Below are 21350 nucleotides of genomic sequence, written 5' to 3' on the forward strand. Positions count from 1 at the left end.
GGCAAAGACTGACAGTGGCGTTGACCTCGCCGTTGCCGATACCTATGTCCACTTCATGCTAAAACCACAAGAAGCGCAGGATCGCGCCGACGCCCTTATCTCCCAAGCCAAAAAGGCCGGTGCTGATGCCGCAGACGCGATCTATGTCTGTGATGCTTCGACGCAGGTGTCGATGCGTCTCGGCAATCTCGAAGATGTCGAGCGATCAGAAGGCGAAGAAATCGGCTTACGTGTTTTTGCCGGCAAACGCTCAGCAACCGTATCATCGTCAGACATGGACCCAGAGATATTATCCGCTCTTGTCGGACGTGCGATGGACATGGCGCGCGAGGCGCCGGAAGACCAATATGCAGGGCTAGCACCGGAAGAACTCATCCTGAAATCCGATGCTCACCCGATAGATGGTGATGACGGGATTGATCCCGATCCTGCCGAGTTGCGGGAAATGGCCTTGCAAGTGGAGCAAGCCGCACGGGCAGTTGAGGGTGTTACCAATAGTGAAGGTGGCGGTGCCAGCGCTGGCCGATCGATTGTCGCACTGGCAACCAGCCATGGCTTCTCCGGCGCATATTCGACAAGCGGCTATAGTTGCCACGCCAGCGTTATCGCCGGCGAAGGCGATGGTATGGAACGCGACTATGCTTATGACAGTACCCGCCATTTTGAAGATCTCGATACACCGGAGTCTATCGGCAAGGAAGCTGGAGAACGCGCGGTATCGCGTCTGAACCCTGTCGACTTTAAGTCCGGCGCAATGCCGGTTGTATTTGATCCGCGGATCAGCAACTCGTTGCTCGGTCATTTTGTCGGTGCCATTGCAGGTAGCAGCATAGCCCGTAAGACCAGTTTTCTTCTGGAAGCGCTCGATACTCAGGTTTTCGATAGTGCGATCAATCTTATCGATTGCCCGCACCGCAAACGAGGCTTGCGGTCGAAAGCCTTTGATGGCGAAGGCCTGCCTACGGCCAAAACAAAATTGATCGACAATGGCCGCCTGACCCAATGGATTATGGAAAGCGCATCGGCACGGCAATTAGGATTACAGCCTACCGGTCATGCCTCTCGCGGGGTTGGGGGTGCGCCCGGTGTCAGTGTGACTAACCTTCATATGAATGCTGGATCAGTGAGCAAGACAGAGTTGATCAAGGACATCAAACACGGTGTCTATATTACTGAATTAATTGGCCAAGGTGTGAACCCGGTTACGGGCGACTATAGTCGCGGCGCAGGTGGTTTCCTGATTACGGATGGTGAAATCGGAGCACCGGTTTCAGAGATTACTATTGCCGGGAATCTCAAAGATATGTTTGCAAGCCTGATCCCGGCAGACGATCTGGAATATCGCTATGCGGTGAATGCGCCAACCTTGCGAACCGACAGTATGACGGTAGCCGGTGGTTAGAGAAGCGTGTCAGTTCTAAATCGCTAGTGGCGCGCTTGTCGAACCGCGCCTATCAAGCAGAAAAGCTGCCTTTCCAAACCCGTTGGAACAGGCCGAGGGCTAATGGAGTTATTTTCGGTTGGTTGATTTTGATAAGATTGTTGCGATAGCCAGAGAAGCCGGCGATCTCGCCATGCGGCAATGGCAGGCGGGTGAAAGCGCCGAAAAGACATGGGAAAAATCGCCCGGACAGATTGTTAGTGAAGCCGATATAGCGGTGGATCGATTTCTTCGCGAACGGTTGGAGGCGCAGCTGCCAGAAGCTGGCTGGCTTTCAGAGGAAACTGCGGAAGATCAGTCATTGTCTGGTCGCGATATGGCATGGGTTGTCGATCCTATTGATGGAACCAAGGATTTTGTGAAGGGCGAAACAGGTTGGGCCATCTCCATCGCGCTGGTCCAAAATGGCGCACCGATTTTTGGTATCTTGGAAGCGCCAGCGATGGAAGAAACCTGGATCGCCAAAGCCGGCAGTCATACTGAAGTGAATGGCCGAGGCCTTAAGGCGAGTACCCGCGAGCGTTATGATGGATCGCGCATACCGCTTGGCGATGTTGATCTGCCGAAAGAAATCAAACTGGCGCCGGTAACAAAACCCAACAGCATTGCGCTGCGTCTGGCAATGGTGGCGGATGATCGCGCGGATCTGGTTGTTTCAACGCGCTGGGGAAGTGAATGGGATATTGCTGCGGCACATGTCATTGCCCAGGAAGCAGGCGCAATTGTGACCGATGCGCATGGCAAAGAGCTGCGCTATAACGGCACGCATGGGCAGGCTTTTGGAGTTTTGTGTACGTCAGAGGGTATTCACGATGCCGCCGTTGCGCGTGTCGCCAAATTTCTCTCCGAAAATGAAGGGCAGAGCTAAACCGTCTTTCGCGGCCGCGTCCAGAGCTGTTCGCGAGCTGTCTCTTTCGATTTGAACAGCGCCTGACCGAAGGCTTTGGCGACCCATGCGACCTTTGCTGCCTTGCTGGTCACGATCCGCTTGTTGAGAGAGCCACCATCGCTCCGTCTCACCGCGCGCGCGATGTCGCCATAAATGCCTGCTGCCGCCAACACGGCCCACCGCGAACGAAAAGGCAATCGTGCCGCACCGATCCGGGCGGAGGCTTCATAGCGTTCCGACAGATCGCATAGCCGCTTGATCAGCTGAACCAAAGCATCCTGCCGGGTGGGGTTCATCAAATCGTCAGGATCAATCCGCATCTCGGCAAGCCAATCCTTAGGCAAATAGCAGCGCCCGGCTGCGGCATCCTCGGCAATGTCGCGAGCGATATTGGATAGCTGGAAAGCCAGCCCCAGATCACAGGCACGGTCGAGTGTTTCATCGTCCCGCGGCGAAACACCCATAACGATGGCCATCAAACAACCCACTGCACCAGCGACGTGATAGCAATATTGATAGAGATCATCCTCGCTCTGCGGCCGCCATTGTCTGGCATCGAGCGCAAAGCCGTCAATGACATCATTGGCCAGATCATTGGGCAGACGGCACTCCTGGGCGACAATGCCTATCGCATCAAAAGCGGGCTTGCCGGTTTGCTCACCGCCCATAGCGCGGCGGGTCAACATCCGCATGACCGCAATGGTTTTCTCCGATGCCGGGGTCGCCGACATGCCATGGCCATGATCCTGACCATCAGCGAGATCATCGCACTCCCGGCACCAGGCGTAGAGCATCCACACCCGCTCGCGCGTCTGCTCGGCAAACAGCTTGGATGCGAGCGCAAAGGACTTGGACCCGCGATCGATACTGGCTTTGGCGTGAAGGACGAGGCTGGCGCGATTCATCAGGCGTCTTGCAATATGTCCTCGAGCATCAGCTCCGCCGTTGCCTTGGCACTGCCGACCACCCCTGGAATACCAGCACCCGGATGGGTTCCTGCACCAACAAAATAGAGGTTGTTGATCACATCATCCCGGTTGTGCACCCGGAACCAGGCGCTTTGGGTCAGGAGTGGTTCCAGACTAAATGCGCTGCCGAGATGCGCATTGAGGTCGGTACCAAAATCCTGCGGTGTATAGTGAAAGCTGGTCACAATCCGGTCATGAATATCGGGGATCAGACGGTGGCCGATCTCGTCGAGAATACGCTTCTCATAGATTGGCCCCATCTCTTCCCAGTCAATCGGCAGCTTGCCCTGATGCGGGACGGGCGCGAGCACATAGAAAGTGCTGTGACCTTCCGGCGCCATCTCTGGGTCGGTAATTGTCGGATGATGGAGATAGAGCGAGAAATCACTCGGCAAAACGCCGTTATCGTAAATATCCTCAAGCAATCCTTTGTAGCGCGGGCCAAACAGGATCATATGATGCGGAATGCCCGGCCAGGTTCCCTTGAGTCCGAAATGCACGACAAAGAGTGATGGCGAATATTTCTTCTTGTTGAGTGAAGCGGTGACCTTGTCACTGCGATGCTTGTGGCTCAGCAGGTCGCGATAGCTATGCATTACATCGGCATTGGATGCGACGGCATCAAATGTCTCGCTCCAGCCCGACTTGCAGGTCACACCTGATGCGCGATCGCCCATCATATCGATGCTCGTGACCGGATCGGACAGTCGGATTGTGCCGCCAATCCTCTCAAAATGCTTCACCATCGCGGCGATCAGCATATTCGTGCCACCTTTGGCAAACCAAACGCCGCCGAGCCGTTCAAGCTTGTGGATAAGGCCATATATTGCGCTGGTTGCCATCGGGTTGCCGCCAACCAATAGCGACTGGAAGGAGAGAAACTCCCGCAGTTTTTCGTTTTTCACAAAGCCCGAAACCTTGGCATAGACCGACCGGTAAGCTTCAAATTTCATCAGCGCCGGGGCAGCCTTGATCATCGATTTGAAATCGAGGAACGCCTTGGTTCCGAGTTTGACATAGCCTTCTTCGTATAGTCCGCCGCTATATTCGAGGAAGCGTTTATAGCCTTCGACATCGTCCGGTTCTATCGCAGCAATATTGGCATAAAGCTCGTCCGGATCATTGACGTAATCGAAATTGGTCCCGTCGGGCCAGTTGAGCCGGTAAAAGGGCGATACCGGCATCAGCTCGATATCTTTGGCCATATCGTGCCCGGTCAGATCCCAAAGCTGGCTGAGACAATCGGGATCTGTGATCACCGTTGGGCCGCCGTCAAAGATGAAGCCGTCCTTATCCCAATAATAGGCACGGCCACCCGGCTTATCCCGGCTTTCGAGGATGGTCGTTTGGATGCCCGCCGACTGTAAGCGGATAGCAAGCGCCAGGCCGCCAAAGCCGGAGCCAATTACAGCAGCTGTTTTGAACAATTTACTTTGGCTTTTGGTTACGTCATTCATGGCTATCGGGGCTCATCTATATTTCATCATGATGGGAAGGGCTTTGGTAATCGGCACCGGCGGACGGCCAGAGAGCAGGGCGGCCTGGTCCAGTTTGGTCGTCGTGCCGGCATAGAAGCGCGCAATCAAGTTCTCATCCTTGCCATAGGTATGTTCAAGGGTTTTGTAACGGTTCTCGGGCTTACCGGCCTCGAACATCATTGCACAGAGCATATGATAGAATTTACAATTCTGCCAATGCTTTGCCGCATATTCGCGCAGCATTTTATCAAGGCTGTCCTGGGTTAACTCGGGTAACGTCGCAACCTTCATTGCGGTTCGTACAGCCATCGGCAGGGAGTAGCTGGTCACCGGATGGATCAGCGCGGCCCTGGCTCCGGCACGGGCCTCAACCCCGTCATTGGTGGTCCAAAATGCGTCAAAATCACCGCCATAGAGCACGGGCAAGCGACCCGCTTCATTGCGGCTGATGTCGGTAATCTCCCAGCCTTGGGTTTCGGCATATTCGGCAATCCGCCGATGGCTGGCTTCGACATCCAGTTCACCGCCGTTGGAATAATAAGTATCTTCAACAAAAATCTCTGTCGCGCTGAAGGGCAGGGAATAGACGAAGCGGTAGCCATCTATCTGCTCTACCGTAGCGTCCTTGATAATTGGACGGCTCAGTCCATGCGGTTTGGAAAGACTCAGAACCTGGCCTGCAAATTTCTGCCAGCCATATTCAAGCGCGGAAAAATCGCCGCCGCCGCGAGCGTCCAATATCGTATTGGCGGTGAGTATTTCGCCGTTGGTCATCGTAATATTGTTGGCCGTAATTTCGCTTATTTTAGAACCGGATATTAGACTCTTCTGCAAAAGTTCCTTGCGAACTATGCGATCGAAATTCTCCGATAATATCGACCGATAGCCGGTATTCAGCGTACGACTATATTTGGGAAAGCGTACGTCATAACTGTCCCATTGATGGGATATCAGCGGCTCGACCAGCCAAAGATGCTCCGGCGCTATGTCACTTTCAAAAAAGGACCAGACATGATTGCCACCAAAATGATCTTCGGCCTCTACCAGCGCGATCGACAGTTCGGGCCGCAATTTACGCAACGCCAGCGCGATCAGACCACCGGCCAGCCCGCCACCCGCTATTGCCAAATCAAACTGCCGTTTTGCCATAAGGTCGCCGTAGCCTATGGTGAAGGCGGGGGGAAGCCTGTCCCAAAGCATGTAGCAAAATAAACTGGTTTCGCCTTGCCTGCGCCGGCATTGCGGCATAGCCTGTGAATGTGAACTTGCTACTCCCTATCCTGCTTTCAGCCGCTGCCATGACGGTCATAGTCGGTGTGCGTTACTTGCTGACCAGCGGCCTTTTCGCTTGGTTGACCCAGCGGATCAGGCCTGGTCAGTATGACCGCCTGAAGCCACAGATAACCCGCGAAATCCGCTGGTCGCTCTATTCGGCAGCGATCTATGGTATTCCTGCTGGCGTCTTGGCCTGGGGCTGGCAAAACGCAGGTTGGACAAGAATTTACACGGATATCAACCTGTATCCGCTTTGGTATCTCCCGCTCTCCTTATTCGTCTATCTTTTCCTTCATGACACGTGGTTTTACTGGACCCACCGATTGTTTCACCGGCGTGGATGGTTTGAAATAGCTCATGCGGTGCATCATGAAAGTCGGCCGCCAACCGCCTGGGCTGCAATGAGTTTTCACCCGATTGAAGCGATTAGCGGTGCTATTGTAATTCCCGTTCTGATCATCGCGGTACCGATCCATGTCGGCATTTTGGGACTTGTCCTGTTGATAATGACTATTATGGGAGTGACGAACCATATGGGATGGGAGATGTTTCCTCGCTGGTTGGTTAACGGCCCATTAGGAAAGGGGCTGATAACTGCAACCCATCATGAAAAACATCACAGTGCGTACAGGGGCAATTATGGATTATACTTTCGGTTTTGGGACAAAGTCTGTGGCACAGATCTCGGGCTTGGGTCTTTTGATGGCGCTGCCAATCAGCGCAGCAGTAGCTAACCAGGCGGCCGTTTCGCCCGTTGTAGCAGCGACACTTGATATTTCGGTTTCCGGACTGCGATCTCAAAAGGGCGATGTGCTGGTATGCCTGAGCACCAATCCTAAATATTTTCCCGATTGCCGCAAGGACAAGGAAGCGCGCAAAATCAAGGTCGCGGCGTCAGATGCCGGCAGCGTGCAAATCACTGATGTGAAGCCGGGTACCTATGCCGTGGCGCTTATTCATGACGAAAATACCAACGGCAAAATGGACATGGCGCTGTTTTTGCCGCGCGAGGGTTTTGGTTTTTCGCGTAATCCCAAAATCGGCATGGGACCGCCCAAGTTTAAATCGGCCCAATTCACGGTCGGTGCAGAAAACGTGAACTATGATGTGAAGATGAAGTATATTTTATGATGTAAGTCCGATCCTTTCCCCCAAAGATTCAGGAATTCAAATGTACAGATATGCCTTGGCTGCCAGCAGCCTTCTCTTGGTTTCGTCGCCGCTTTTTGCGCAAACCGAGGGGCAACGTCCTCCGGCCGGGAAAAATGTTTTTGACGGCGATTATGTGACGATTGGCGCCGGCGTTGCGGTCGGGCCGAGTTATGACGGTTCGGATGACTATAATGTCTCGCCGCTTCCCGTCATTCTGGGCAGCGTTGCGGGTATCGATTTCGAACCCCGCGGTCCAGGCCTTGCGCTGGATGTGATTCCTGACAAACAGGGCGCAAAGGTAGACTATATCTTTGGACCCGTCGGTCGGGCGCGTTTCGACCGCAACAGCAGGATCGGGGATGACGTGGTCCGCAGCCTTGGCGAGTTGGATGTAGCCGTCGAACTGGGGGCAGTGGCGGGGGTTAAGGTGAATCGTTTGTTTCGGCGATTTGATTCACTCACCGCTAAAGTTGATCTGCGCTGGGATGTTGCCGGAGCTCATGAAGGGCGCGTGATTTCACCCAGTCTGACCTATTTCATGCCGATCAATCGCGGCATGGCTACCAGTCTGACAATCAGTGCAGACCATGTTGATGATGACTATGCCAATTATTATTTCAGCATTTCACCCGCAGGAACCGTGGCCAGCGGACTACCGACTTTCAACGCTACTGGCGGCTGGAAAAATGTCGGGATTTCGCTGTTCAACGCCATCGACCTTGATGGCGATGCTACCAATGGCGGTTTTTCAGTAATATTGCTGGGTGGATATTCGCGAGTGCTGGAGGACGCGAAACGGTCCCCGGTCACTGCCATACGGGGTGATGCCGACCAGTTTTTCGGCGCAGTTGGGGTCGGATATACATTTTAGCGTACAAATATGGCCCGAAATACAGACGGCTTTGTTCTAGTCCACATCCTCAACATCGACTTTCTCGCCGGTTACCCGCTGCGACAATGCGGCGGCAATGAAGGAATCCAGAGCACCATCAAGAACATCAGAGGGCGCGCTCGATGTTACGCCGGTGCGTAAATCCTTGACCATCTGATAGGGTTGCAGGACATAAGACCGGATCTGATGGCCCCAGCCGATTTCGGTTTTGGCCTCATATTCTCCGCTGGCTTCGGTTTCACGGCGTTGCAATTCTGCCTCGTACAAGCGTGCCTTGAGCATGCCCATCGCCGTAGCGCGGTTCTTGTGCTGGCTGCGATCATTTTGCGACGCAACGACAATACCGGTGGGCTGGTGGGTAATACGTACGGCGCTATCTGTGGTGTTCACGTGCTGTCCGCCAGAGCCGGAGGCGCGGTAAGTATCGATTTTCAGATCGCCCTCATTAATCTCGACCTCAAAACTGTCATCGATTACCGGATAGACCCAGACACTGGAAAAGCTGGTGTGGCGTTTCGCGGCACTGTCAAAGGGAGAGATACGCACCAGACGGTGAACGCCGCTTTCAGTCTTTGCAAAGCCATAAGCATTCTCGCCCTTAATTTCGAGAGTCGCGGACTTTATGCCGGCCTGATCTCCGGCCTGATAATCGACCATCGATACTTTGTAACCGCGCGCTTCCGCCCACCTCTGATACATACGAAGTAGCATCTCAGCCCAGTCTTGGCTTTCCGTACCTCCGGCACCGGCATGGATTTCCAGATAGGTGTCGAAATTATCGGCTTCACCGGAAAGCAGGGCCTGCACCTTGTCACGGTCTGCGCGATCCGCGAGCTGGCTCAACGTCTCCACGCCCTCATCGGCCAGCGCATCATCGCTTTCCTCGTCGGCCATCTCGATAAACTCAAGTGCGTCATCCATTTCCTGCTGGATCTCGCGCGCGGCAGTAATGGATTCATCCAGCCGCCGCCGCTCGGTCATAACCGCTTGTGCTGCACTTTGATCATCCCACAGCGTTGGGTCTTCGACACGCGCATTAAGCTCTTCCAGTCGGCGCAAGGCCACATCCCAGTTAAGTGAGGTTTTCAGCAGTTCTAGCGCTGCGCTGATCCGATCCACATGCGCCTGAGCTTCCGCACGCATTACAAAGTCTCCAAATATCTCTTGGCGCATCGATTAGACGATATGGTGGTGATGTAAAGTATCGATCCACACAAGCGGTCCAGCCATCCCAAAACTTCTGACTTTGATCGCGCCTTTCATCGGAAGCCGGCAGAGTGCTTCATTGATGTTGTCTATCAAATGTATTCGATATTTTTTATTTGCTCTTAAATGCGGTCGCGTCAATATCCTGCCAACTCCGGGTAGAGATATTCTGAGGAACTATTGGAGTGTAACGTGAATCCCCTCAAGCGGATTTTTCTGCAAGAGTGGGGGGCAAGTATTTTTGCTAGATCAGCCTGCTGTCTGTTAATGTGTCTGCACACGGTTCAGTCCAGCGTTAAGTTTAACAAGGAATCTATTATGAAGAAAATTGCTATTTTGCTCGCAGCAGTGCCGCTGGCTCTCGTGGCTTGTACGTCTGAGCCAAATTCAGCCGAAGCCACGGCAGAAAGTTCAGAAGCAGCGGCACCAATAACCGCTGAAGAAGTGGCCGCTGCGCAAACGGCGTGGGGCGAAGGCATTGTTACGATCGGAAAGGCGTTTTCCGAAGAAGGTGACTTCCGGGCAGCCGCTGACGCGCATATCAAGAAATTTTATGCTTATGGTGATGACGCGACCATATTGTTCAAACCAACCCTGGCAGCCGAAGACCAGTTTCGCGGCGACTTTGACGGAGCAATGAGCTATTTTGTCGGAACGGAAGGTTCTGAAGACAAAGGCTTCGCCATCAAGCCATGGACCGCTGTGCGCTGGGAAAACGAAGGCACCGTTGTTGATAGCGATAGCGCGATGGCCATGGGCAATTATTACTTCACCGACACTGAAGGCAACGATACCAAAGTGGAATATAGCTTTGGATATGTTCGCGGTGCGGATGGTGAGTTGAAAATCAATCTGCATCACAGTTCGGTTCCCTTTGGAGGCTAACCGATAGGGACGAGGCGCTGATTAACGTCGGTGTCTCGTCCTGTTTAAAGATGATTGCCGTTACGGGTGAAAGCCACGGCTCAAATAGATCGGGAAACCGATTTATCGAATTGTTTATTGGCTATCTTGAGAAACGAAGGGCTTGGATAATTTTTCCTGGCCCTTCGCTGCTATGGAGAGCGCCCGCTCGCTAACCGGCGAAATACCGGGGCGTGGCGGTAGGTTGGACGGTAGCTTGATATCCCAGGCCAGACCCATTTTCTCAAGCAACAATATAAACTGGTAGCCCAGATCAATCTGCCCGGGATAAAGGCCATGGCAGGCCGAACTGGGAAACGCATGGTGGTTGCAATGCCAGCTTTCTCCCATGGTTGGAATGGCAAGGGCAGGGACATTATGCGCCTGCAATGCCGCGTCATCAAGATGCCAGTCCTGCGGTCCGCGGCTATGGGCAAAATAGGAAATGAACCAGTGCATCGTGGTGCAGGCCGCCACCCGCACGACCACACCCCATATCACCCATGGTAGTCCACCAATTGCAAAGAGTATCAGCGCGACCGGAATTTGATGCAGCATCCAGGTTTTTTGCAGGAACTGGTAAAACGGATCATTGGCGATTTCCGGTCCCGGATCAAAGCCAGGCGGATTTTTCAGCTTCAGCTTGAAGTTGAGATAATAGAAGCCTTCCGTCCAAAGCGGCTTGCCATGGCGGAGAAACCAGTGGCATTTTTCCTCTCTCTGCGCCCAGTCGCGACTGTCATGCAGTCCAATGGTCCAGATCGGACCACCCATGCCGACCAGCGTGCCGAAATAGACCAATGTGCGTTCCAGCCATTTGGGACATTCAAAACTGCGGTGAATGAGGCGGCGGTGAAAGCCGACCGAATGTCCTGCACATAATGTAATGGCCGATAGCCCGAGAAAAGCGGCAAAAGCGCCCCAGGTGAAATAAAGCGGGCCGAGGATCAGGGCGCCGAAAAGAAAGCCCATATTCCAGATGGAGCGACCGGCATCCCACTGGACTTCCCCTTCATCGGGGCTGGCCTGATCCAGATCGGTAAGGCTGTTGACTTTGAAGGCGGCGCTGCCGCTCTGGAGATCACGTCCCATGCTGCACCTCCTGAACCGGATGACGGAAAATTATGTCGCGCAGAAATTGCTTGGCGCTTTGTTTCGCCGCGAGATTCTGCATTGGCCCGAAATACCAGGCGGGGTCGAGCAGGCGTTCGTAGCGAACCGTGAGGGCAACCCGGGTACCGCCATCCGCCAGCGGTGTGAAACGGACGTCAGTGCCGTCAATTTCCATATAGCTATCTAGATAACTGTCATTGCGGGTGATTTTGGTCTGGATATGTGCGGGCGTGACTTTGGTGATGGTCACATCCATCTGGCCTTTGTGGGTGTTGGTCCATATCCACCGTTTATAGGTGAAGTTCATGTGATGGACGTCGCCTTCGCCCAGACTGCCCGCCTGAACGCTGTCAGGCAGCGGGAAGAGGCGCAAAAACCAGTGCCGGTCGCTGGAAAAGGTGATCGGCGCTGCCATATTGGCTTGCAGCTCTGCGACACTGAGCGGGCTTTCCGCCACAAAAGTCGCGGTGCTGGTGCGCTCCACCGTGGTTGCCGGGATCATGCCTTCGCTGACCAACAGAAGGATCAACACCGGGAAGGCCGAGACTTTGAAAATATTATTCAGCGAGTCATCCGATTTGTCCCGCGACAGCCAGCGGAACAGAAAAGTCAGGGACACGACAAGATAGTAGATCGGCATGAACATCAACATGCAGATAAAGCCTTCAAACAAGATCACCGATGTCGCCAGAAATATGATTGTGACAAGGCGCATATGATTGAGATACTGCTTCCAGATAGTCGTGCCTTCGCTGACTTTGGTGAAAAAGGCCAAAGCGAGAGAAATGACAAATGGAATAGCAATATAGAGCAGCGTTCCCTTGCCGAATTCACTATCCAGCAGGGTGCGGATCGTCAGTGTTGATACACCAACTATCAGCAACAAATATTTCCAAGATATGCCCATCAGCTTTGGTTTGCCGCACGATGGTTATCATGGCAAGACAATCATAGTCTTGCCTGGATTATCTTTGCGTCTGCTTATCCAAAGCGGTTTTTTCCGGCCATAGCCCGGTGGGCCATTGCCATCGTCGTGAGCTGTGCATTGACGCGAATGCAACTGGGCATCACGCTGGCGTCGGTGACATAGACATTGCTCGTACCGTGAACGCGCTGGTCAAGGTCAACCACGCCCTTGGCCGGATCGACATTGATCGCATTGCCGCCATGGGGATGGGAACTGGACAACACCACATCGTCCGGTTCGATGATGGCGTCCCGATAGAAATTGTCAATTTCGCTATCGCTCATGCCCCTGCGCAAGGTTTGTCCTTTCAGAAGGGCGGGGTAAACTTCGATGGCACCATTGAGAAAATGAACCTTGGTCATTGTCGCCAATGCACGGCGAAGCAGCGCGAGCTCCGGTTCACCTACTTTCAATTTGAGCTTACCATCCTCCATCTTTCCGAGACGGTCGGCCGGAAATAACACGCCGGCAGAAACCAGTCGGTTGTAATTGAGCATGCGTCGGAAATGTTCATCGAACCATCCGGGAACGAGGGTTGCCATACTCATCGGGGGCTGAAAATGGCTTTCGATCAGATAGTCTCCGCGGTCAACATAGGTTGCCATCTGGTCCTCGTTCCAGACATTCATCTCTTGCCCTTCAGGCATCAAAGCGACGACTGGGCAGGCAATGTTGAGAGATATTTCATCGCCGGACTTTTCGATCCCGCTGTTGATCAGCAAATTGCTGGACGCCAATGCTCCGGCCGCCACGACTACACCTTTGCGCGCCCTTATAGTGCGTTTGCGGCCATCGCGGAGCGTGACCTTGACCGCTTCGGCAACGCGCGTATTCTGCGCGCCATCCTTCCAAACAATTTCGTTTGCTTCAGCGCCGTCCAATATCCGCGCGGGCTTAATACGATCTGTACTGGTGGCATGGGTAAGGAAACTCTCCGGCATTGCTTTCTTGCGGCCATAGGGACAACCGGTGTTGCAATAGCCGCAATAGACACATTCGCTATCCGGTGTTTTGGGACCATAATTTTTCTGAAACCATGCTGCAATGGCCTGCTTGTCCATCGGGTCGTTGGATTGCGCTGCATATTTGTTCCAGCCGTCGAGCAGGTGGGGGCCGTTATTTCGTCCTGATATTGCTGATATTTCGGAAACCTCCAGTGCGTTCTCAACCGCCTCATAGCTTATTGTGAGTTCCGCTTCGCTTACTGGCGCGCCCAGAGCATCCCAGGTCTTGTATACATCCTCAGCCTGGGGATGGACGAGGCCAGCATGTTTCATGCGCAGACAAATGCCGTTGTTGATAACGGTCGAACCTCCAACCACGCGTCCCTGAAAGACGATAACATCGCGATCTTTGGTCGTTTGCAACGCACCATCCTTGAACAGACGCGCCGTCATTCGGGCTTCTTCATGCGTGATGCGGGAAGAGGGGTAGTTATGGCCCGCTTCGACGATGAGCACTTCGTGCCCTTCATCAGTCACTGAAGCGGCAGCTACCGCACCGCCTGCGCCAGATCCTATGACGAGGACATCCACTTCTTCAGGAACGGCATCATGTCCGACAAACACTTCGGCTTTTAGGTCGCGTCTGGGTTCACGCCTGACCGGCAGCTCACCAGGGGCGGAACGGTCCCGCTGGCCCGGCAACTCATATTTTAGTCGCTGGTAAATCGGATTGTCGAAATTCAATTCTTCATCGCCGCGTTCCCAGTGGCCGTAATATCCAGCGAGGATCACGCCCCTGGTGCGGGCGATATCCTGAAACAGGTCCACCCGGCTGTTCTGCAGACGACGGCGGATCAACGATTGACGCATTTTTGGGGGTGCTAGAAGGAAGAAAGGGCCTCCAAGGATGAGGAACAATCCATAGAGCGCCAGCCCGATTTCCTTTGGTTTGTCACCATCGATGTTAGAGAAATGCTCTTGTAGATTCTCAACCACCTGGGACGGTGAAATTGCCATTGGCGTATCGTGAAATAACGTTTGCGTAAGCGCTTTAAGCATGCGCGCTTGCAGGGGATTAAACGGTTTCTGCATTTTTATCTTCCTAAAGCGCGACCCTAGAAAAATAACTCCATCAATATATCAACGGGCTATTGCCCTAATCGGTTTTGTTTGCTTTCAAAGCGTTGGCGATACCCAATCCGTCGCCATTGGTTCCACCGGCCAGCCGGCCGATCAATTCACCCTTGATCATGTCAATTTCAGCGATCCGATTCAGGCCCGTCTCAGCGGCATAAAGCCGCGTACCGTCGGATGAATAAAGGATGGTGACTTGCGCCGCCTGTTGCGTGCCGCTGACTTTTATTGTGCCTTTGGGTTGCCGTGTTTCCACATCATATAAACCAAGCGCGCCGTCGCCCAGATTGGAGGTTACGGCGGTTTTGCCATCCGGACTAATGGCAACACGGATCGGGAATTTACCGGTCTTGATCGTGGTCAGTTCTTCAAGACTGACAGCATCGAATATCCGCAAAAGATCGCCGCGACGATCGGCAACCCAGACTGTTTTTCCATCCGGTGTGATCGCAAGGCCTTCCGGTTCCGTGCCTGCGGGCAAGTCTTTGATTTTGGTGTTCTCCGCAAGATCAATCACAGTGATTGTTCCGGACTGCATGTTGCTTACAAAAGCCCGACTTTTATTCGGCGTCACCACAACCATATGACTGCCTTTTTGACCGGTTGGAATTTGATTGATTTCGCGTTTTTGTTCTGCGCCGGATGGAGGAGACACAATAGTTATACTATCGCTGCCTTCTGTAGAGGCGATGATGCGGCCGTCGTCCAGCCAGACAATACCGTGGGGGCTTTTTCCGGGGGTCAGCGCAATTGTTTCGATCAGATCGTGCGCTGCGATGTCAAAAATATCGATATGCTCGGCGCCATAGGAAACAATCGCGGCCAACCTGCCATCCGGTGATATTGCAACTTCATGTGGATTTTTGCCGGTATTGCGGCGAGCAATTTCACGGCCAGTGGCGAGGTCAATGAAGCTTAACGTGTCCTCTCCCTTGTTTCCCACCAGCAATATGCCGGCCGTTGCCGAACGATCAACAGGCTGGTCTTCTGCAGAAACGGAGCAGGCGGTGAACAGCGTTGCTGCTGCCAGGGCAATTGCCAATCTATTCATTTGAAACCTCTCCTAAAAAAATCCCCGGCAAGGCTTTGTGCCGAACCGGGGATAATATATTCTGTTCGCTACAGGGAACCTATTCAGCTTCTGGTGCAGCCGCGCTGGGATCTTCTGGAAGACCACCAAGTTGCGACACCATTTTCGTGTATGCATCAAGATAAGCGAGCGCCATCACGCGGCCAATCTGTGTATCGGTATAGCCGCCACCAGCTGCTCCAGCGAGAGCGCCGCCAAAGAAGCCTCCACCTCCGCCGCCAAATTTGAGATCAGATTTGCGAGAATAGCCTTCGGTAATGCGTTCCATTTCGGTTGTACGCACATTGACCAGCGAGAGCGTCACGTTTGCTTCTTTCTTGTTAATCTTGACCCCGCCGAACAGGCCACCGAAGGCTCGTCGCCCCAGTCCGCCTAGAACAGCACCGCCAACACCACCGCCACCGGACCTGGCATTGGCAGAGATAATATCGGGTACGATCACATAGTCGGCGGCCTTAACCTGGCGTTTGCCAATGTTCGAACCACGCTGCAGCTCTCCGGAATCAGCGAGCGCGCGTTCAACGGCTCTGCTGGCAAGGCCCCGACCACGATCAACCAAACCAAAACAGCCGGAGCGAGCGACGAAAGTCTTGATCAATGCTTCCGGTGAACCCAGCTTGTAATTTATCCACCAGCGGTCTTCTGGCTCGACAATGGCAATGGTACCCAGTTTTTTATAACAGACCGGGATCTCTGCGACCCCTCGTTCTTGTGCTTTTTGGCCTTTGGACTTGCCAGCGGCATGCGCTGCGCCTCCTGAAAGAGCGATCGATGAAACAGCTATTGCGGTGACTATTTTTTTCAACATTTTATTCCCTCCGATTGAAGATACCCTGCCGGTGCTGTGAAACTGAATCGTTGAGTTTGATGCAGCACGGCGAAACATTGCTGACCTCAGTATGTGCAAGATGATCTAATTCTCATCGCACGATTCTGAGCTCTGGAAGACATACTAACCCTATTACGCTCCTGTTGTTGTGATCTATAGCACGTTTTAGACATGACCATTTTTGACCTGTCTGCCAACAAATAAGTTAGGAATAAGTCGTAACTCTTTCCTTTTATAATTATGCCGTTAGCATGCACGGAAAGATAATGGACCTTGAGTCTGGGAGGAAAATGCATGCGGCATATCGCGATCATCGGGTCGGGGCCTGCGGGCTATTATTCGGCTGAGGCGGCGCAGAAAAGATATGGCGATGAGGTTACCGTCGATATCATTGATCGGCTGCCTGTTCCATTTGGCTTGATCCGTACCGGCGTTGCTCCCGATCATCAGTCTATCAAAGCTGTCTCACGGCGTTACGAGAAAACCGCTCTGGGCGATAACGTCCATTTCATTGGTAATGTCAGTGTTGGTGACGATGTCAGCATTGAGGAATTGCAAGATTTTTATGATGCAGTGATATTGGCGACAGGCGCGCCGAATGACCGGCCACTGGAGATTGAAGGCAGCGATTTACCAGGCGTGGTTGGCAGTGCGGCCTTTGTCGGATGGTATAACGGTCATCCTGACTACAAGGATCTTGATCCACCGTTGGATGGCAAATCAGTGGCGGTCATTGGCAATGGCAATGTTGCGCTGGATGTCGCCCGTATTTTAGCGAAGACCGAAGCCGAATTTGCTGGCAGCGACATTGTGGGCCATGCATTGGACCAGCTTACCAGCAGCAATGTTGAGAAAATCACTTTACTCGGCCGCCGTGGCCCCCATCAAATTGCGATGACACCCAAAGAGTTGGGAGAGCTTGGTCATCTTGAACGGGCGCGTCCGGTCATCGACACGCTGGATTTCCCAGATGAGGGTGCAGATGCGATGCTGGAGCCCGGAATGCGTAAATCGGTGACCCATCTGCGAAGCTTTTTTACCCGTGCCGGGGAATTGCGCGACAAACCCGTCACGATTGATTTTGATTTTTTTGCCATGCCGGTTGCCATTGAAGGAGATGGCAAAGTTGAAAAACTAATCATCGAAAAAACCGAACTGGATGCGGACTTGCGCTCGCAAGGAACCGGCGAGCGCTATGAGTTGGACTGCTCAATGGTGATTAGCTGCATCGGTTATCGCACACCGCCAATAGAAGGGGTCCCCTATGAACATGGCCGGGGTCGATTTGCGAATGTAGATGGTCGAATTTTACCAGGTCTCTATTGCGTGGGCTGGGCCAGACGTGGACCCACGGGCACGATTGGCACCAACAAGCCGGACGGCTTTGCAATCATTGAAGCGGTCGCGGAAGATATCGGGGCAGGGGATAACAAGGAGGGCCGCAAAGGTCTTGATCGCCTGTTCGAACGCCGCAGAGTGGAAGCGGTAACCTTTCGGGACTGGAAGAAGATCGAAGAAGCTGAAATCGCGAACGCTCGCGATGGTGCACCGCGAGAGAAATTTACGGATATTGCCGATATGATCGCTGCGCGGGAAAGCTAGTCCAACCAGTCTCGCAAAATTGCATTCACTTTTTCCGGGGCTTCCTGTTGCACCCAATGCGACACTCCCGGAAGGCGATGAAGAGTAAAATTTTCGACCCATTGCTCGGTGCCTTCCGCACATTTTATATTGAGTGCGCTGTCTTCTTCTCCCCAGATCATCAGGGTGGGAATGGTGATTGGTTTGTTCTCGACATTGATGACATTACGGTGCCGCAGCAGGGCTCGGTAATAATTGACCATTGCTCTCATTGATCCTGGCCGCGTCGCCGCTTTGGCGTAGTGTTCCAGCACGTGGTCTGAAAAATTACTCTGATCGCAGGCCATATTGCTGAAAGCACGTTTTATCGGTTCGCCTTGGCCGCGAGACATCAGGAACTCAGGAAGCCACGGGATCTGGAAAAAGAAGATATACCAGCTGCGTTTCAACTGACGCCAATGGCGTATCTCGCGTTGTCCAACCATTGGATGCGGAACGTTCATGATCACAAGGCGTTTCAAAGGCCGGATTTTCTGGATCGCGAAAGCCCATGCAACAATCGCTCCCCAATCGTGCGCAATCAGCGTGACCTCTTCTGCGCCACTTGCATCGATGAGCGCGGCGACGTCAGCGCAAAGATGATCCAGTGCATAATCACGTACCGTTGTCGGTTTGCTCGATCCACCATAGCCACGCATATTTGGTGCCCACACACGATAACCTTGCTCTACCAGCAGAGGAATTTGAAAACGCCAACTATAATGCAGTTCTGGAAAGCCGTGCAGGCAGAGTGCAAGTTTTTTACCTTCACCCGCTTGGGCGACCTCAAAGGTCTGACCGTTGGTTTCAATCCATTGGACTGTGATTCCACTATCGGGATGAGGATTCCATGAAAATTCCAAGTCCTAGCAACCTCGTTGATTAAACTTCTGATCCAACTGCAAATCAAATTATCTATTGCTTGTTATTGCATGAATAGATGAGATAGCGACAATATAATTTTAAGGGGGAAATAGATGGACAATGCAGGCGAAGCCGGATTTCAGAAATTAATTGGCCGGGCAAAAATATTGACTATTTTACTAGTGATAGGTCTTGCTTTGACCGTCGCATTTTTTCTCTTTGAAGTCGCTGAAATACTAGGCATTTGGAGTATCGACAATGTTGTCGATATCGAGGCCCCAATGGCATTGCTTTACAGTGCTATTGCATTGGGACATTCGGCTGTCTTTTTTATAACAGTCATCTTTTTTAGTATCTGGATTTATCAAGCCGCTGCCAATGTCATCGCTTCCGACGTGGATGGATTTGAATATACACCGGGCTGGTCGGTAGGCTGGTATTTCGTGCCTTTTGCAAATCTCGTAAAACCTTTTCAAGTCATGCGGCAAATTCGAAATGCCAGCTACGGCGCCAACGTTCATCTGGATGATGGAAATAGCCAATTGACCATGTGGTGGACCGCTTGGCTAGTTACGAGCATTGCGGGCAATATTTCCACGCGCCTGACCTTGAGAGCGGAAACGCTCGAAACGTTGTTGATGGCGACCCAGGTTGGTGCAGTCAGTTCAATTGCCTCCTTTGTTCTATACCCAGTGGTCATCAAGCTGGTGAAAGACATTACAGGTGCGCAACAGGAGCATCTGAAAGCAAGATTTTGGGAGGAGCAATTCGCGTAATATGTCGCCACTTTAACCATCCAGTTAAATCTGCTATTCGTCTAGAAAATATTCAGGAGAGACTCGATGCATGATCTTGTGATTCGTGGTGGCACGGTGGTCGATGGGACAGGCTGTGCGCCATTTACAGCGGATATCGCTATTGACGGGGATCGGGTTTCCCTGGTCGGAACCGTGACTGCCGAAGGGCGTGAAGAAATTGATGCGACCGGCAAGATTGTCTCTCCCGGCTTTGTGGATGTGCACACCCATTATGACGGGCAAGCAACTTGGGACGACGAAATGGCGCCGTCAAGCTGGCATGGTGTGACCACCGTCGTCATGGGTAATTGCGGCGTTGGTTTTGCTCCGGCCAAGCCAGACAAGCATGATTGGCTCATCGGTCTAATGGAAGGCGTAGAGGATATTCCCGGTACGGCCCTTGCCGAAGGGATGACCTGGAACTGGGAAACTTTCCCTGAATATATGGATGCACTGGAAGAGCTTCCACGCACCATTGATGTTGCCACCCACGTTCCGCATGGCGCTATTCGAGCCTATGTTCTGGGCGACCGGGAAAAGCCAGGTGCGGTTCCCACCGATGATGACGTGGAGCAGATGTCGAAAATCGTGGAAGACGGTCTGCGAGCCGGTGCTTTGGGCTTTTCAACCTCGCGCACCGTACTGCATCGCTCGGTTGACGGGGAGCTGGTTCCAGGAACTACCGCAACCAAAGAAGAGCTGATCGGAATTGGCCGCGCCATGGGCCGGGTTGGCTATGGTGTGTTCGAGATGGCTTCCGATCTTAATCGGGAGTGGGATGAATTTGGCTGGATGGGTGATTTAAGCAGGGAGACCGGCCTGCCAGTGACTTTCGCGGCACTGCAATCGATCGCCAAAGATCAACCCCTGGAAGAGCAAATCTCCAACATGCGCGCTGAAAATGACAATGGCGCAAATATTGTGGCACAGATCGCATTACGCGGAAATGGTATCATCATGGCTTGGCAGGGTACAGTTCATCCGTTTGTCCGCAAGCCAAGTTGGGAAGCGATTGCAGACCTGCCGTGGGAAGAAAAATATACCCGGCTCAGTGATCCCGAGTTCAAGGCGAAATTGATCTCTGAAGCGAGCCTGCCGGCGGAGAATGTCGATATGGCGCCCGTGCAGTTCATCGTCACCGATGGTTGGGCGATGCACTATCAAATGGATGATGGTTTCAACTACGAACCGACCGCCGAGGAAAGCATCAATGCACGCGCCAATGCCGCAGGCGTAACGCCAGCAGAATATGCCTATGAGCTGCTAATGTCTGATGACGGCAAGGGACTGATCTATCTGCCTATTCTAAACTATATTGATGGCAATCTGGACTTTCTCCACGCGCTGCAACATGCTGATGACACGGTAAACAGCCTGTCCGATGGTGGCGCGCACTGTGGTACAATCTGTGACGCTGCAAGCCCGACTTTCATGTTGGAGCATTGGGTCAAAAACCGTGAGCGCGGTACAATCACGATCGAGAATGCGATCAAGCGGCAGTGTCTGGATACGGCCCGCCTCTATGGTCTGCATGACCGCGGAGTTTTGAAGCCCGGATATCTTGCCGACGTTAATGTGATCGATATGGACCGGATTAAGCTGGGTAAGCCGTGGCTAGCATTTGATCTGCCCGCGGGCGGCAAGCGTTTGCTGCAAAAGGCTGACGGCTATGACTATACGATCAAGTCAGGGCAAGTGACCTTTAAAGGTGGCGTTGTCACGGACAAGCGTCCGGGCGGCCTGATCCGTGGCCCGCAAAATGCCGAAATGCTGGAGGCGGCAGAGTAA

At 53.0% G+C, this 21350-nt stretch carries 19 protein-coding genes; 9 read left to right on the plus strand and 10 right to left on the minus strand.

Going from position 1 to position 21350, the window contains the following annotated elements; translation table 11 throughout:
• Nucleotides 1-55 precede the first annotated feature (55 nt).
• Nucleotides 56-1402 carry a metallopeptidase TldD-related protein gene (locus DG177_RS17240; protein ID WP_108812619.1) on the plus strand — a complete coding sequence of 449 codons (1347 nt, stop codon included), beginning with the start codon at nucleotides 56-58 and terminating at the stop codon, nucleotides 1400-1402.
• 118 nt (nucleotides 1403-1520) lie between these two features.
• Nucleotides 1521-2309, plus strand: coding sequence for an inositol monophosphatase family protein (locus DG177_RS17245; protein ID WP_108812620.1), 789 nt, complete (start codon nucleotides 1521-1523; stop codon nucleotides 2307-2309).
• On the opposite strand, the gene DG177_RS17250 is transcribed toward DG177_RS17245, so the two are convergent.
• Genes DG177_RS17250 through crtY form a run of 3 tightly spaced genes read right to left on the minus strand, consistent with a single transcriptional unit; the run spans nucleotide 2306 to nucleotide 5925 of the window.
• Nucleotides 2306-3235: a squalene/phytoene synthase family protein gene (locus tag DG177_RS17250; RefSeq protein ID WP_108812621.1), complete on the minus strand. Its 930-nt coding sequence runs from the start codon at nucleotides 3233-3235 to the stop codon at nucleotides 2306-2308. The two genes, DG177_RS17245 and DG177_RS17250, sit on opposite strands and share 4 nt — an antisense overlap.
• Nucleotides 3235-4755, minus strand: coding sequence for a phytoene desaturase family protein (locus DG177_RS17255; RefSeq protein ID WP_108812622.1), 1521 nt, complete (start codon nucleotides 4753-4755; stop codon nucleotides 3235-3237). Before DG177_RS17255 ends, DG177_RS17250 begins: the two co-directional genes overlap by 1 nt.
• Nucleotides 4756-4767: 12 nt before the next feature.
• A complete protein-coding gene (crtY, locus tag DG177_RS17260) occupies nucleotides 4768-5925 on the minus strand; it encodes a lycopene beta-cyclase CrtY (protein ID WP_108812623.1) in 1158 nt (385 codons plus the stop codon).
• 149 nt (nucleotides 5926-6074) lie between these two features.
• Here crtY and DG177_RS17265 point away from each other — a divergent pair, with 149 nt between their 5' ends.
• From DG177_RS17265 to DG177_RS17275, 3 genes are read left to right on the plus strand one after another with little or no spacing between them, the layout of a single operon-like run.
• Nucleotides 6075-6785: a sterol desaturase family protein gene (locus tag DG177_RS17265; RefSeq protein WP_108813050.1), complete on the plus strand. Its 711-nt coding sequence runs from the start codon at nucleotides 6075-6077 to the stop codon at nucleotides 6783-6785.
• A complete protein-coding gene (locus DG177_RS17270; protein ID WP_108812624.1) occupies nucleotides 6754-7182 on the plus strand; it encodes a DUF2141 domain-containing protein in 429 nt (142 codons plus the stop codon). Before DG177_RS17265 ends, DG177_RS17270 begins: the two co-directional genes overlap by 32 nt.
• A gap of 40 nt (nucleotides 7183-7222) precedes the next feature.
• Complete coding sequence (locus tag DG177_RS17275; RefSeq protein ID WP_108812625.1) at nucleotides 7223-8074, plus strand: MipA/OmpV family protein; 852 nt, start codon at nucleotides 7223-7225, stop codon at nucleotides 8072-8074.
• A 36-nt stretch (nucleotides 8075-8110) separates the two neighbouring features.
• Here DG177_RS17275 and prfB read toward each other — a convergent pair whose 3' ends face one another.
• Nucleotides 8111-9238, minus strand: a complete 1128-nt coding sequence (gene prfB, locus DG177_RS17280) for a peptide chain release factor 2 (protein WP_108812626.1) — start codon at nucleotides 9236-9238, stop codon at nucleotides 8111-8113.
• Nucleotides 9239-9619: 381 nt separating this feature from the next.
• Between prfB and DG177_RS17285 the strand changes: the two genes are divergently transcribed.
• Nucleotides 9620-10186, plus strand: a complete 567-nt coding sequence (locus DG177_RS17285; protein ID WP_337658999.1) for a phosphoribosyl-AMP cyclohydrolase — start codon at nucleotides 9620-9622, stop codon at nucleotides 10184-10186.
• Nucleotides 10187-10300: 114 nt separating this feature from the next.
• Here the strand turns inward: DG177_RS17285 and DG177_RS17290 are convergent, their stop codons facing one another.
• From DG177_RS17290 to DG177_RS17310, 5 genes are all read right to left on the minus strand, one after another.
• Nucleotides 10301-11296 carry an acyl-CoA desaturase gene (locus DG177_RS17290; RefSeq protein ID WP_108812627.1) on the minus strand — a complete coding sequence of 332 codons (996 nt, stop codon included), beginning with the start codon at nucleotides 11294-11296 and terminating at the stop codon, nucleotides 10301-10303.
• Nucleotides 11286-12200, minus strand: a complete 915-nt coding sequence (locus tag DG177_RS17295; protein WP_337659000.1) for an SRPBCC family protein — start codon at nucleotides 12198-12200, stop codon at nucleotides 11286-11288. Before DG177_RS17295 ends, DG177_RS17290 begins: the two co-directional genes overlap by 11 nt.
• Nucleotides 12201-12298: 98 nt before the next feature.
• Nucleotides 12299-14320 carry a GMC family oxidoreductase N-terminal domain-containing protein gene (locus tag DG177_RS17300; protein WP_108812629.1) on the minus strand — a complete coding sequence of 674 codons (2022 nt, stop codon included), beginning with the start codon at nucleotides 14318-14320 and terminating at the stop codon, nucleotides 12299-12301.
• A 64-nt stretch (nucleotides 14321-14384) separates the two neighbouring features.
• Complete coding sequence (locus DG177_RS17305; RefSeq protein WP_108812630.1) at nucleotides 14385-15413, minus strand: YVTN family beta-propeller repeat protein; 1029 nt, start codon at nucleotides 15411-15413, stop codon at nucleotides 14385-14387.
• 79 nt (nucleotides 15414-15492) lie between these two features.
• Nucleotides 15493-16260 carry a CsgG/HfaB family protein gene (locus DG177_RS17310; protein WP_108812631.1) on the minus strand — a complete coding sequence of 256 codons (768 nt, stop codon included), beginning with the start codon at nucleotides 16258-16260 and terminating at the stop codon, nucleotides 15493-15495.
• 315 nt (nucleotides 16261-16575) lie between these two features.
• On the opposite strand from DG177_RS17310, the gene DG177_RS17315 reads away from it, so the two are divergent.
• A complete protein-coding gene (locus DG177_RS17315) occupies nucleotides 16576-17883 on the plus strand; it encodes an FAD-dependent oxidoreductase (protein WP_108812632.1) in 1308 nt (435 codons plus the stop codon).
• Here the strand turns inward: DG177_RS17315 and DG177_RS17320 are convergent.
• Entirely contained in the window at nucleotides 17880-18764 is an 885-nt protein-coding gene (locus DG177_RS17320) for an alpha/beta fold hydrolase (protein ID WP_108812633.1), read from the minus strand. The genes DG177_RS17315 and DG177_RS17320 overlap by 4 nt on opposite strands.
• A gap of 114 nt (nucleotides 18765-18878) precedes the next feature.
• Here DG177_RS17320 and DG177_RS17325 point away from each other — a divergent pair, with 114 nt between their 5' ends.
• Entirely contained in the window at nucleotides 18879-19541 is a 663-nt protein-coding gene (locus DG177_RS17325; RefSeq protein ID WP_108812634.1) for a DUF4328 domain-containing protein, read from the plus strand.
• Nucleotides 19542-19607: 66 nt separating this feature from the next.
• On the plus strand, nucleotides 19608-21350 hold the full coding sequence (locus DG177_RS17330; RefSeq protein WP_108812635.1) for an amidohydrolase family protein: 1743 nt from the start codon (nucleotides 19608-19610) through the stop codon (nucleotides 21348-21350).

The organism is Sphingorhabdus sp. Alg231-15, assembly GCF_900149705.1.
Taxonomy (GTDB): Bacteria; Pseudomonadota; Alphaproteobacteria; order Sphingomonadales; family Sphingomonadaceae; genus Parasphingorhabdus.

Excerpts from the sequence above, each read along its gene's own strand:
- DG177_RS17240 (WP_108812619.1), top strand. The coding sequence starts at position 56 with ATGCTAAAACCACAAGAAGCGCAGGATCGCGCCGACGCCCTTATCTCC.
- DG177_RS17250 (WP_108812621.1), bottom strand. The coding sequence starts at position 3,235 with ATGAATCGCGCCAGCCTCGTCCTTCACGCCAAAGCCAGTATCGATCGC.
- DG177_RS17255 (WP_108812622.1), bottom strand. The coding sequence starts at position 4,755 with ATGAATGACGTAACCAAAAGCCAAAGTAAATTGTTCAAAACAGCTGCT.
- crtY (WP_108812623.1), bottom strand. The coding sequence starts at position 5,925 with ATGGCAAAACGGCAGTTTGATTTGGCAATAGCGGGTGGCGGGCTGGCC.
- DG177_RS17265 (WP_108813050.1), top strand. The coding sequence starts at position 6,075 with ATGACGGTCATAGTCGGTGTGCGTTACTTGCTGACCAGCGGCCTTTTC.
- DG177_RS17270 (WP_108812624.1), top strand. The coding sequence starts at position 6,754 with ATGGCGCTGCCAATCAGCGCAGCAGTAGCTAACCAGGCGGCCGTTTCG.
- DG177_RS17275 (WP_108812625.1), top strand. The coding sequence starts at position 7,223 with ATGTACAGATATGCCTTGGCTGCCAGCAGCCTTCTCTTGGTTTCGTCG.
- prfB (WP_108812626.1), bottom strand. The coding sequence starts at position 9,238 with ATGCGTGCGGAAGCTCAGGCGCATGTGGATCGGATCAGCGCAGCGCTA.
- DG177_RS17285 (WP_337658999.1), top strand. The coding sequence starts at position 9,620 with ATGAAGAAAATTGCTATTTTGCTCGCAGCAGTGCCGCTGGCTCTCGTG.
- DG177_RS17290 (WP_108812627.1), bottom strand. The coding sequence starts at position 11,296 with ATGGGACGTGATCTCCAGAGCGGCAGCGCCGCCTTCAAAGTCAACAGC.
- DG177_RS17300 (WP_108812629.1), bottom strand. The coding sequence starts at position 14,320 with ATGCAGAAACCGTTTAATCCCCTGCAAGCGCGCATGCTTAAAGCGCTT.
- DG177_RS17305 (WP_108812630.1), bottom strand. The coding sequence starts at position 15,413 with ATGAATAGATTGGCAATTGCCCTGGCAGCAGCAACGCTGTTCACCGCC.
- DG177_RS17310 (WP_108812631.1), bottom strand. The coding sequence starts at position 16,260 with ATGTTGAAAAAAATAGTCACCGCAATAGCTGTTTCATCGATCGCTCTT.
- DG177_RS17315 (WP_108812632.1), top strand. The coding sequence starts at position 16,576 with ATGCGGCATATCGCGATCATCGGGTCGGGGCCTGCGGGCTATTATTCG.
- DG177_RS17325 (WP_108812634.1), top strand. The coding sequence starts at position 18,879 with ATGGACAATGCAGGCGAAGCCGGATTTCAGAAATTAATTGGCCGGGCA.
- DG177_RS17330 (WP_108812635.1), top strand. The coding sequence starts at position 19,608 with ATGCATGATCTTGTGATTCGTGGTGGCACGGTGGTCGATGGGACAGGC.